This is a genomic window from Streptomyces vulcanius (assembly GCF_042653945.1).
GTDB lineage: Bacteria > Actinomycetota > Actinomycetes > Streptomycetales > Streptomycetaceae > Streptomyces > Streptomyces mangrovi.
Map to the genome: position 1 here is coordinate 31,492 of NZ_JBHSFK010000057.1, position 11,653 is coordinate 43,144.

Below are 11,653 nucleotides of genomic sequence, written 5' to 3' on the forward strand. Positions count from 1 at the left end.
GGTCTTCTCATGGCTGGGGCGAAGACGGCTGTCGAATGGCTGACATCCGTCGCACCGGATCCCGAGGCCTGCCGCTGGGAATGGGAGCGCAACCCCGCGGGGGTCGCGCTGCTGCCGGCGGGCAGGGCCTGGGACGTACTCATCCTGCCGGGCGAACTCGGCGGTCGGACGCTCGACGTGCTCACCCGCATCCTCGACCAACCGGGGCCCGTGCTCGTCGACTTCGGCGAGAACCGCATGGGCTTCCTCGTACCGGCGGGCACCGCCGCCCACTGGATCGGCACCGGTGTCCGCACCGCCGGGGCCGGCACCTGGATCGTCGTGCCGTACCCGGGCCGCTCCACGGGCCGCGTCCGCTGGCTGGTCCCGCCCGACGGCTCCGGCACCCTCACCGACCCGGCGCTCCTCGAACTCGCCATGCACGAGGCGGCGGCGGGCCTGGCCACCGGAACCATCGACTAGGACCAGTCCGGGCGAGCGGACGTCCCCCATCCCGACGCTCCCGACGCTCCCGACGCTCCCGACGACGCCGGCCGCCCGTGCGGCCGGCGCGGCCTACTCCGGCGCCGTCGCCTTCAGCGCCAGCCACAACTCCATGCGGACGTCCGGATCGTCGAGCGAGCGGCCCAGGATCTCCTCCACCCGGCGCATCCGGTAGCGCAGGGTGTGGCGGTGGACGCCCAGGTCGGCCGCCGCCGCGTCCCACTGGCCGTGCCGGGAGAGCCAGGCGCGCAGGGAGGCGACGAGATCACCGCGGCCGGTCGCGTCGTGCTCGCGCAGCGCCCGCAGCAGACCGTCCGCGAACGCCTGCACCGCGTCGTCCGCGAGAAGCGGCAGCACCGAACCGGCCGCCAGCCGCTCGTGCTCCACGAGGACCCGGCCCCTGCGCCGCGCCACCGACAGCGCCTGCTGGGCCTGCTTGTACGCCGCTGCCGCCGCGATCGGCCCGGCCGGTGCCGAAAGCCCGACGACCAGCCCCTCGTCCGCGCGCTCCTCACCAGGCGTCCCCTCCCACTCCGCCGCATACCGGGCGCACGCCGCCACCGCCGCACCGCCGTCCGCGACCAGCACCACCAGCCGCTCCCCTTCGGGCACCACCAGGACCGCCTCCCCGGCCCGCGCGGCAGCCGACTCGAAGACTTCGGCGAGACCACCGAGGGGGTCGCCGGCCTGTCCGGGAGCGGTGGACGCCGGTTCGGCCACGATCACCCGGAAGGGGGCGTCGAGGAGTTCGCCGTACAGGTCGCCCGCGACCGCTCGGGCGTGGTCGGGTTCGCCGGCCAGGAGCATGCGCAGGACGGCCGCGCCGAGGCGTTGTTCCGCCGCGCGCAGGGAGCGGGAGCGTTCCGTGGTGAGGGTGAGCAGGGCGATCGCCGAGTGGACGGCGTACCGCTCCGCCGTGCCGGGGGCGGCCGCCGTGCCGACCGCGAGGGTCGCGCGCGGGCGGCGGCCGGTGCCCAGGGTGTGCAGTTCGATCCGGTCGGCGTTCTCGGCCGAGTCGGCGGAGTGCGCCCCCGCGACCACCGCCGACGCCGGTGCCGGACGGTCCCGCAGCCGCTCCACCTCCGTGGTGAGCCGTGCCGCCCGCCGGCCCGCCCACTCCGGCGCCGCCGCGACGACGGCGCCCGAGGCGTCGTACAGCGCCGCCCACCCGTCGACCTGCGTGGCGAGCGCGGCCAGCAGCCCCTCCGGGCCGTCCGTCAGCGCCTGCCTGGTCAGCTCCCGCTGGGCCGCGAACCCCGCCGTCACCGCCCGGTACTGGTCGGCCGCGATGGCCGCCGACACCGCCTTGCTGATCGCGAGGAAGGGGGTGCGGCGCGGCACCTCGAGCAGGGGGAGGCCCTCCCGCTCGGCGGCTTCGAGGAGGGCCTTCGGGATGTCGTCGTAGTTGACGCCGACCGCGAAGCCGAGCCCGACCACCCCCGCCCCCACCAGCCGCTTCACATAGCGCCGCATGGTGTGCGGGTCCTCCGCGTCCAGCTTCAGCGCGGTGATCAGCAGCAGCTCCCCGCCCTCCATGTACGGCACCGGGTCCGCGAGCTCGCTGACATGCGCCCACCGCACCGGCACGTCCAGGCGGTCCTCGCCCGCCCGCACGGTCAGCTTCAGCGCGGAATGGTGGACGAGCGAGGCGAGCGTGGGAGGCATGGGCCGTCAGTGCCTTCGAAGAGGGGAGATCTCTTGGCCGTCGCGTATGAACGGCCACAGCCGATTCTGCCTCACCGGCGAGATCCCCCGCGTCCCTTCAGCCCCGCAGGTCCACCAGCAGCGGCGGCGCGTGCTCGCCCCCGACGGTCGTCAGCGACAGCACCGCGTGGCCCGGCGGAACCTCGTGCGCCAGCTGGGACGGCGACCACCGCTCCCGTTCGACCTGGCGCACGGTCACCGCGTCCGTGGTCACCGCCTTGCCCGTGACCAGTTTGCGCAGGGCGTGGATGGCCCGGGTCATCGGCTGGTCGGCGAACACCGTGTGTTTGGCGACCTCCGTGGTCTCCACCCACTCGGTGCCCCAGGCCTGCGCGAACCGGCCGCCGTCCCAGGTGGTGATCCCCGAGAAGGCCATCCGGCAGCCCACCGCCCCGTACAGCGGACCGTGCAGCGCCTCCGGTACGTCCCCTATGGTGCGCAGCGCCAGCACCACGCCCGCGTTCTGCGAGCGCAGCCGCTGGATCCGGCGCACCGAGTCCACGGTCACCGCCCCGGTCGCGTCGTCCAGCACCAGACAGGCGAAGTGGGCGCGCCGCCCCTCCCGTACGACGGCGTGGAACTGGGCGAGGACCAGCCGGGTGATCAGCCGTCCGGCCTCCTCGTGCCCGCGCTCGGGCAGGTCGACGCGGACCCGCAGGGGGTGGTGGGCGACGGAGCGCAGCGAGAACGCGCGATGGGTCTGACCGGCACCGCCGCCGAAGAAGTCGGCGAACACCGGCCGGTTCAGCAGCGCAAGCCGGTCGGCGAGGGCCCGCCCGGGGTCGCCCGGCGCCCCGCTCTGCCGTACGCGCGCCTCCAGTTCCCGGCGCATCACGTCGTCCCCGGCGACGGCGGCCCGCAGCTCGCCCAGCGCCCCCGGCTCGCCCTCCAGGAGTTCGCGCAGCTCGGGCAGCGCGGGGAAGCGGCCGTGCACGGCCCGGTAGGGGCCGAGGAGCTGGGCGAGCGCGGTGGCGGCGCCCTGTCCGCTCACCGTGTCCACGTCGCCGACCAGCGCCTCGGCGAGGATCGCGGCGGCCTCGTCGGGGTCGTCGCACTCGGCGTACGGGTCGAGGTCGTACACGGACGACGGATCGCCGATCCGGACGATCACGTCGAAGGACGCGTCGGCGCCGAGCCGTCCGCCGCCCGGCGCCGACACCGCGACGACCGCGCAGCCGCCGGTCAGCGCCTGCAGGGCCAGCGCCTCCGTCAGCGGCTCGACCAGCGTGCGAGTCTTGCCCGCGCCGGACGGGCCGACGGCGAGCAGCGAGGTGCCCAGCACCTCCGGGCCGAGCGCGGCGCCCGCGTCGTGGTGGGTGAGCGGGGTGCGCTCGGACGCCACCCAGCGGCCGATGCGCACCTGCCCGTCGAGCAGGTCGTGGCGCGTGGTGCGGTGGGGCAGGTCACGGGCGCCGGACGGGTGGGTCCAGGCGGCGCCGCCCTGGCGCAGCACGGTCTCCCGGAAGTCGGGCAGACCCACCGTCCAGGCCCGGCGCACCCGTGCGCAGTCCACGTCGTTCATCCGTCCGGCGGCCACCTCGCCGGTCAGCAGCTCGGCCGCCTCGTACTGCCCGGCGTCCCGCAGCTCGGGCCACTGGGCGCGCGGTCGCTCGACGACGGGGGCGGCGGCCTCGGGGCGGCCACGGGAGGCGAGTCGTTCCTTCGCGTACGGCAGCCAGCCGCCGACCTTCGCGAACGGCCACACCACCAGCGCGGTGACGACCGCGTACAGGGTGTCCGTGAACAGGACGGAGGAGAACAGCTCGTAGCTGCCGGAGACCAGCACGACCAGGGAGAACAGCGGGTCGACCACCGGCAGCGCGTCCCAGCCGGCCCCGAAGGCGCCGGGGAACACGACGCTCAGCGCGGCCAGCGCGCACAGCAGGGCCAGCAGCGCGCGGGCGGGCTGCGGCCGACGGCCGACGAAGTGCCGCAGCGCGTCCGGCCAGCCGCCCAGCCGGCCCATGAAGAGGACGAGGACCGCGAAGAACACACCGTCGTAGACGACCCGGGCCTCGGCGCCCTCCATGGTCTTCGCGGAGGCGATCGTGCCGCCCCACCACCAGTCGTCCGGGGTGAACAGCCGCAGCAGCGTGAACTGGTAGGGCAGGCTGCCGCGCCGCCACAGCGACCACAGCACGAGCGCCACCACCAGCGGCACCAGCATCCCGACCACCGTGACCGGCGAGAGCCGCCCGGTGGGCCGGTCGGCCTTCGGCAGCCGGTACCCGAACCGCCAGATCCCCGGCTTGGCCTCGGGCCGGGGCGCGTCGAGCCAGTCGGCCACGGCCGAGGCGGCCGGCGCGGGCGGCGCCGCGGGCCGGGGCGGTACCTGCGGGGGCCCCGCAGGGCGCGGCACAGGGTTCGCATGCGTACCGCGTACGTCCCGCGTGCCGTCGCCGTCCATCGCCCTTGCCCCCTGAGCAGCCGTTCCGTCCGTCATCAGCGAGCAATCTAACGCGCCCGCATGGGGAGTTCACCGCTTACGCGGCCGGGCCTGCGGTGATGCCTCCGCGGGCCGCTATGTCCAAGGCGGACAAGCCGCCCGCGCGACACCGCCCACATGGAGCATGCCCACCCTCCGCCCCCGGTCCTAACCTGCGAGAAGAGAGAAAAAGGCGTCCGCAAGACCCCCTGAAGACCCAGGAGCCCGCCATGACCGCCCTTCCGCAGGAGCGCCGGATCGTCACCGCCATCCCCGGCCCGAAGTCGCAGGAGCTGCAGGCCCGCCGTACCGCCGCGGTCGCGCAGGGCGTGGGCTCCGTGCTGCCGGTGTTCACCGCGCGCGCGGGCGGCGGCATCATCGAGGACGTCGACGGCAACCGTCTGATCGACTTCGGCTCCGGCATCGCCGTGACGAGTGTCGGCGCCTCCGCCGAGGCCGTCGTACGCCGTGCCGCGGCGCAGCTCGCCGACTTCACCCACACCTGTTTCATGGTCACCCCCTACGAGGGCTACGTGGAGGTCGCCGAGGCCCTCGCCGAGCTCACCCCGGGTGACCACGCCAAGAAGTCCGCGCTGTTCAACAGCGGCGCGGAGGCCGTCGAGAACGCGGTGAAGGTCGCCCGTGCCCATACGAAGCGGCAGGCGGTCGTCGTCTTCGACCACGGCTACCACGGCCGGACGAACCTCACCATGGCGCTGACGTCGAAGAACATGCCGTACAAGCACGGCTTCGGGCCGTTCGCGCCCGAGGTCTACCGTGTCCCGGTCGCCTACGGCTACCGCTGGCCGACCGGCCCGCAGAACGCGGGGCCCGAGGCCGCCGCGCAGGCCATCGACCAGATCACCAAGCAGGTCGGCCCGGACAACGTGGCCGCGATCATCATCGAGCCGCTGCTCGGCGAGGGCGGCTTCATCGAGCCCGCCAAGGGCTTCCTTCCGGCCATTCGTGACTTCGCCGCCGCCAACGGCATCGTCTTCGTCGCCGACGAGATCCAGTCCGGGTTCTGCCGCACCGGCCAGTGGTTCGCCTGCGAGGACGAGGGCATCGTCCCGGACCTGATCACCACCGCCAAGGGCATCGCCGGCGGCCTCCCGCTCGCCGCCGTGACCGGCCGCGCCGAGATCATGGACGCCGCGCACGCGGGCGGCCTGGGCGGCACCTACGGCGGCAACCCGGTCGCCTGCGCGGGTGCGCTCGGCGCGATCGAGACGATGCGGGATCTCGACCTCAACGCGCGGGCGAAGGCCATCGAGGTGACGATGAAGGCCCGGCTGACCGCCATGGCCGAGAAGTTCGAGGTCATCGGTGACGTACGCGGCCGTGGCGCGATGATCGCCATCGAGCTGGTCAAGGACCGCACCACCAAGGAGCCGGCCCCCGAGGCCACCGCCGCGCTCGCCAAGGCCTGCCACCAGGAAGGTCTGCTGGTCCTTACCTGTGGCACCTACGGCAATGTGCTGCGTTTCCTGCCCCCGCTGGTCATCGGCGAGGACCTCCTGAACGAGGGCCTCGACATCATCGAGCAGGCCTTCGCGCGTATCTGAGCAGCCTGCCGCCAGTGCTGACGCACAGCTGACTCCTACGGTCAGCAGGCCGTGTGAAGAAGGTGTGCGGGGTGCATGGCGGGACGCGAATCCGTCTGTCGCACCGCCTGTCACTGCCGTACGTTCTACCCAGATGAGAGATACACCCCGCCCACAGGGGACTGTGGGCGAACCCCAGGCCGGGGCCTCCCCAGCTTCGACCTGGTCGTGCCCTCGCGCACACAATCGGAGCCCCAGGCTCCGGAATCTCCTCACCGATCGGACGGTCGCCCGCCCCAAACCCCCCGGGGCGGCCGGCGTCCCGATCCGGACGGCCGCCCCGGAACCACCCCCCCTGTTCCGGGGCGGCCGACCTCCTTCTCCGGTGCAGACCACTGACCCCGCATTTTTGCCGGGGTCTTTTTTTCGAGCAGACAGCGATACGATACGTCTCGTCTCGTGTTTTCGTCGGAGGAGTGCCCATGGACCGCTACGTCGACGCCGCCCCCGGCGTCCGCCTCTGGACCGAGGCCCACGGTCCCGCCGACGCGCCCCCGCTCCTGCTGATCATGGGCGCTCAGGCACCCGCCCTCGGCTGGCCGGACGAGTTCGTCGGCCTGCTCGCCCGCCGGCACCGCGTGATCCGCTACGACCATCGCGACACCGGCCGCTCCACCTGGGGGTACGACGAGCGGCCGTACCCCGTCACCGCGCTCGCCGAGGACGCCGTCGCCGTCCTGGACGCCTGGGGCGTCGACCGCGCGCATGTCGTCGGCATGTCCCTGGGCGGGATGCTGGCCCAGCTCCTCCTCGCCGATCATCCCGAGAGGCTGCGCACCGCCACCCTGATCGGCACGGGATCCCTGAGCTCCGCCGCGTTCCGGCGCCCGGACGGCACGTCCGTCCCCGCCGAGCAGCTGCCGGGGCCCGACCGCGCACTGCTGGAGTTCTGGAGCCGCCCGGTACCGGACGACATCGACCCGGCGGCCGAGCTGGACCGCCGCGTCGAGCACTGGCGTCTGCTGGGCGGAGACGTGCTCCCCTTCGACGCCGACGACGCCCGCGACAGGGAACGCCGGATCATCGCCCAAACGGGCCGGTATCGCGCCGGCAGCGCACACGCCCGCGCCGATGTCTCCGGCATGGACCGTACCGGGGCGCTGGCCCGCAACGACGTGCCCGTTCTCGTCGTCTCGGCTCCAGCTGACCCCGTTTACCCGCCGCCCCACCCCGAGCACCTCGTCCAGACGATCCGGGGCGCCCGGCTGATCGAGGTCCCCGGCATGGGGCACGCCCTGCCCCGGACGGTGCACGCCCCGCTGGCCGAGGCGATCCTGGAGCACTCGGACGACTGGAGCTGACGGGAAATCAACTGTTCACAAGTGGAGGGGAGTTGAACTCTTTGCGTCGGCGTTAAACGACAGGTAAAACTGTGGCCAAGCTGTCCTGAACAGTTCCTGGGGGGGAATTGGTGTCGGAACCCACAGTCACAGTCGTCATCGGCGCGTACAATGCGATGCCCTATCTGACTCGCTGTCTGGAGTCGGTGGTCGAGCAGTCGCCGGGCGCCTACACAATCGAGTGCCTGGCCGTCGACGACGGGTCCACGGACGGCACCGACAAGGAACTCGACCGCTTCGCCGCCGGGCATCCCGGCCTCGTGCGCGTCGTCCACCAGCCGAACTCCGGAGGGCCGAGCGGCCCGCGCAACGTCGCTCTCGGACTGGCCCGGGGCCGCTACGTCTTCTTCCTCGACGCCGACGACCACCTCGGCCCGCACGCCCTGCGCCGGATGATCGACATGGCCGAGCGCAACCACTCCGACGTGGTGCTCGGCAAGTATGTGGGCGTCGACTGCAACGTGCCCACCTCCATGTTCGAGGCCGACCAGGACGTCGTCGACCTGGCGACCTCCCGCGTCTGGAACGCCCTGGCGCCGCACAAGCTCTTCCGGCGTTCGTTCCTCGACGAACGCGGGCTGCGCTTCGACGAGGACATCCGCATCGGCGAGGACCGTCTCTTCGTCACCAAGGCGTATCTCCAGGCCTCCACGATCTCCGTGCTCGCCAGCGAGGACTGCTACTACAAGGTCAAGCGCGACGACCAGGGCAACATCACCAGCGGCTTCAGCGACCTGATGAAACGTTTCGAGGTCGGCCGGCGCCTGATGGCCGCGATCGCCGTCCACAGCGAACCCGGACCCGTGCGCGACGCCGCGCTGCTGCGGACCTTCAGGGGCGGCTTACTGGACTCCTTCTCCTGGCGCTTCCCCCTGCTGGACGAAAGCGACCGGCGCGAGGCCATGGACATGGTCAAGGAGCAGCTGGACGCCTTCTACACCCCGGAACTCGATGCGCGGATGACGGCGCCGCACCGCCTCTTCGCCCACTGCGCACGGCACGGACTGCACCGGGAGCTGCTCGAGATCATCGAGTTCCTGAAGGAGGAGCGGAGCCGGCGCCGGCCGGCACCCGCAGTGATCGTGGACGGCGGGCGCGCCTACGCGGCCTACCCCTACTTCCGCGACGGAACGGCCGGCATCCCCGACTCCTGCTACGACATCACCGGCGAATTACGCCAGGACGACCGGCTGGACGCCGTGGAATGGCGCCGGATCCGGCGCGGCGGCGTACTCCGGCTGCGCGGCTACGGCCGCATCGAGAACGTACCCACCACTGAGCCGGCCACCGAACTGGTGCTGCGACTGCGCGACGACGGCCGCGAGGTGCGCCTCCCCACCCGCCCCGCACCGCTGCCCGACGCCGCCCCGGGCCACGCCCTCGACGACGCGCTCGCGGGCTTCACCGCCGAGATCGACCTCACCAGGGCCCTGGACGGTGCCCCGCTGCCGAAGGGCGTGTGGGACGTGTACCTGAACGTCCGCACCCAGGGCCTGAGCACGCGGCGCAGATTCGGCGCCCGCAAGGCGGACGGCGCCGCCGCGGCCACCGGCGGCCGCAGCGGAGGCCTCCAGGTCAAGCCGTACTACACCCTGGGTTACGGCAACCTCAGCCTGGACGTCACCGCCGCCTCGCGGGGCCGGCGGGAGAAGTGGCTGCCGAAGCGGCTCAGGCGGCAGATGCGCAGAAGGCTGGGCGGCCTGGGCCGCCGCCTCGGCGGCCGGAGCCTCGGCCGTTCCTGACAAGCTGGAGCGCATGCCGACCCGCCCCGACCAGCAGACCGAGGACGCGCCCCCCGCACAGGGCGCCCCGGCCCCGCGCGCCCTTCTCCTCGGTCTGCCCCTGCCCCTGCTCCTCTTCGTGCTGATCACCTGGCAGGTCGCCGTGGACGGGCCGCTGCTGCGGCTGGACACGCGGGCCAGCCGGGCCCTGGTGCATCCCGACCGGTTCTCCGAGCTGCTGTCCGACCTGGGGAACGTGCAGATCGCGGTGCCGATACTGGTGGCGGTCGCGGTGTACGTCGCGTGGCGGGGGCAGGCGGCGGGCGCGGTGCGCTGGTGGGTGCCGCCCGTCGCCGCGTTTCTGCTGATGACGCTGGTGCCGCTGATCGTCGTACCCCTGAAGGAGTGGACCGACCGGCCCGGCACGCCCGCCGTGCCGCCCGCCACCGGGTACTACCCCTCCGGACACACGGCGACGGCCGCCATCGCGTACGGCTCCGCCGTGCTGATCCTGCTGCCCTGGCTGCGGTCCGTTCGTGACCGGCGGATCGCGTTCGGCACGGCGGCGGTGCTCGTCCTCGCCGTGTCCTACGGGCTCGTACGGCGCGGCTACCACTGGCCGCTGGACGTCGTGGCCAGCTGGTGCCTGTGTGCGGTGCTGCTCGGTGGGCTGTGGCTGCTCCTGCGGAGCGCGGGCGCCGACCGCGCCAATCCGTAGTGTGACGGGTGTCCATCCGTACGACTCGGACAAACGTCCGCGCGCCGTACCGCGCCTACCGTGGACCACGAAAGCCACCGCACATCCCTCTGATGAGGAAGGGCCGGGAACTCGACAATGACTTCGACTCACGCCTTCTGGCTCGCCGGCCGCCAGGTCGCCGGCGAGGACACCTTCGACGTCACCTCCCCGTGGGACGGACGTCTCGTCGGCAAGGTCGGCGTACCGACGGACGCGCAGGTCGAGGAGGCCGTGGCCGCCGCGTACGCGGTGCGCGAGGAGTTCGCCGCCACCCCGGCCCACGTCCGCGCCGCCGCACTCGACCTGGCCGGCAAGCGGCTCGTCGAGCGCACCGAGGAGATCGCGCGGCTCATCTCCGCCGAGAACGGCAAGCCGATCAAGTGGGCGCGGGGCGAGGTCGGGCGCGCCGTCTCCGTGTTCCGGTTCGCCGCCGAGGAGGCCCGGCGGTTCAACGGCGGTGAGGCCCAGCGGCTCGACACCGACCTCGGCGGCCAGGGGCGGCTCGCGCTCACCCGCCGCTTCCCCAAGGGCGTCGTCCTCGGCATCGCGCCCTTCAACTTCCCGCTGAACCTGTGCGCCCACAAGATCGCGCCGGCCATCGCGGCCGGGGTGCCGATCATCCTCAAGCCCGCCCCGGCCACCCCGCTCTCCGGCCTGCTCATCGGCGAACTGCTCGCCGAGACCGGGCTGCCCGCCGGTTCCTGGTCGATCCTGCCGGTCGCCAACGACCGCATGCCCTCCCTCGTCCAGGACGAGCGCCTGCCGGTCATCTCCTTCACCGGCTCCGAGAAGGTCGGCTACGCGATCATGGACTCGGTGCCGCGCAAGCACTGCACCCTGGAGCTGGGCGGCAACGGCGCGGCCGTCGTCCTCGGCGACTACGCCTCCGACGCCGACCTCGACTGGGCCGCGACCCGCATCGCGACCTTCTCCAACTACCAGGGCGGCCAGTCCTGCATCTCCGTGCAGCGGGTCATCGCGGACGCGTCCGTGTACGACCGGCTGCTGCCGCGTATCGTCGCCGCCGTCGAGGCCCAGGTCACCGGCGACCCGGCCGACGACAAGACCGACGTCGGGCCGCTGGTCAGCGAGGAAGCGGCCAAGCGCGTCGAGACCTGGGTGGACGAGGCCGTCGCGGCGGGCGCGTCCCTCCTGGCCGGCGGCAAGCGCGACGGAGCCTCCTACGCGCCGACCGTCCTCACCGACGTACCGGCCGACACCACCCTCGCCTGCGAGGAGGTCTTCGGACCGGTCCTCACCGTGCAGCGGGTGGACGGCGAGGCCGCCGCCTTCGCCGCCGTCAACTCCTCCAAGTACGGCCTCCAGGCGGGCGTGTTCACCCACGACCTCCAGGCCGCCTTCCGCGCCCACCGCGCGCTGGAGGTCGGCGGTGTCGTCGTCGGCGACGTGCCCTCCTACCGCGCCGACCAGATGCCGTACGGCGGAGCCAAGCAGTCGGGTGTGGGCCGCGAGGGCGTGAAGTTCGCGATGGAGGACTACACGTACGAGCGGGTGCTGGTCCTGACGGGCCTCGCGCTCTAGTAAACGGTAACCATTTTCATATAGTCTCGTGCTCGGCGCTCACACGCCGTCCCCGAAGGGGTCCGGCACCGATGCCTTCCGGTGCCGGGCCCCTT

The 11,653-nt window shown here is 72.9% G+C and carries 8 protein-coding genes and 1 pseudogene; 7 read left to right on the top strand and 2 right to left on the bottom strand.

Features of this window, described 5'->3' with window-relative positions; genetic code table 11:
- The first annotated feature begins 9 nt into the window (after positions 1-9).
- The gene (locus ACFPIH_RS50330; RefSeq protein ID WP_381186158.1) at positions 10-462 is read left to right on the top strand and encodes a bifunctional DNA primase/polymerase; all 453 of its coding nucleotides are present in this window, start codon (positions 10-12) and stop codon (positions 460-462) included.
- A gap of 93 nt (positions 463-555) precedes the next feature.
- Here the strand turns inward: ACFPIH_RS50330 and ACFPIH_RS50335 are convergent, their stop codons facing one another.
- Positions 556-2,148 carry a PucR family transcriptional regulator gene (locus tag ACFPIH_RS50335; protein ID WP_381186161.1) on the bottom strand — a complete coding sequence of 531 codons (1,593 nt, stop codon included), beginning with the start codon at positions 2,146-2,148 and terminating at the stop codon, positions 556-558.
- A 97-nt stretch (positions 2,149-2,245) separates the two neighbouring features.
- Positions 2,246-4,594, bottom strand: coding sequence for a type IV secretory system conjugative DNA transfer family protein (locus ACFPIH_RS50340; protein ID WP_381186242.1), 2,349 nt, complete (start codon positions 4,592-4,594; stop codon positions 2,246-2,248).
- A gap of 248 nt (positions 4,595-4,842) precedes the next feature.
- On the opposite strand from ACFPIH_RS50340, the gene gabT reads away from it, so the two are divergent.
- From gabT to ACFPIH_RS50370, 6 genes and pseudogenes are all read left to right on the top strand, one after another.
- Positions 4,843-6,177 (top strand): 4-aminobutyrate--2-oxoglutarate transaminase, encoded by a 1,335-nt coding sequence (gabT, locus tag ACFPIH_RS50345; RefSeq protein WP_381186164.1) that lies wholly within the window; start codon positions 4,843-4,845, stop codon positions 6,175-6,177.
- A gap of 133 nt (positions 6,178-6,310) precedes the next feature.
- A pseudogene (locus tag ACFPIH_RS50350) lies at positions 6,311-6,528 on the top strand (phosphatase PAP2 family protein); the annotation flags it as partial.
- 110 nt (positions 6,529-6,638) lie between these two features.
- The gene (locus ACFPIH_RS50355; RefSeq protein ID WP_381186167.1) at positions 6,639-7,517 is read left to right on the top strand and encodes an alpha/beta fold hydrolase; all 879 of its coding nucleotides are present in this window, start codon (positions 6,639-6,641) and stop codon (positions 7,515-7,517) included.
- Between the two features lie 110 nt (positions 7,518-7,627).
- Positions 7,628-9,298, top strand: a complete 1,671-nt coding sequence (locus ACFPIH_RS50360) for a glycosyltransferase family 2 protein (protein ID WP_381186170.1) — start codon at positions 7,628-7,630, stop codon at positions 9,296-9,298.
- Between the two features lie 13 nt (positions 9,299-9,311).
- Positions 9,312-9,995: a phosphatase PAP2 family protein gene (locus tag ACFPIH_RS50365; RefSeq protein WP_381186173.1), complete on the top strand. Its 684-nt coding sequence runs from the start codon at positions 9,312-9,314 to the stop codon at positions 9,993-9,995.
- A 117-nt stretch (positions 9,996-10,112) separates the two neighbouring features.
- Positions 10,113-11,558, top strand: a complete 1,446-nt coding sequence (locus tag ACFPIH_RS50370; protein ID WP_381186176.1) for an aldehyde dehydrogenase family protein — start codon at positions 10,113-10,115, stop codon at positions 11,556-11,558.
- Positions 11,559-11,653: the final 95 nt, after the last annotated feature.

Bases quoted from the DNA above. Each gene is read 5' to 3' on its own strand.
- ACFPIH_RS50330 (WP_381186158.1), top strand. From the start codon at position 10: ATGGCTGGGGCGAAGACGGCTGTCGAATGGCTGACATCCGTCGCACCG.
- ACFPIH_RS50335 (WP_381186161.1), bottom strand. From the start codon at position 2,148: ATGCCTCCCACGCTCGCCTCGCTCGTCCACCATTCCGCGCTGAAGCTG.
- ACFPIH_RS50340 (WP_381186242.1), bottom strand. From the start codon at position 4,594: ATGGACGGCGACGGCACGCGGGACGTACGCGGTACGCATGCGAACCCT.
- gabT (WP_381186164.1), top strand. From the start codon at position 4,843: ATGACCGCCCTTCCGCAGGAGCGCCGGATCGTCACCGCCATCCCCGGC.
- ACFPIH_RS50355 (WP_381186167.1), top strand. From the start codon at position 6,639: ATGGACCGCTACGTCGACGCCGCCCCCGGCGTCCGCCTCTGGACCGAG.
- ACFPIH_RS50365 (WP_381186173.1), top strand. From the start codon at position 9,312: ATGCCGACCCGCCCCGACCAGCAGACCGAGGACGCGCCCCCCGCACAG.
- ACFPIH_RS50370 (WP_381186176.1), top strand. From the start codon at position 10,113: ATGACTTCGACTCACGCCTTCTGGCTCGCCGGCCGCCAGGTCGCCGGC.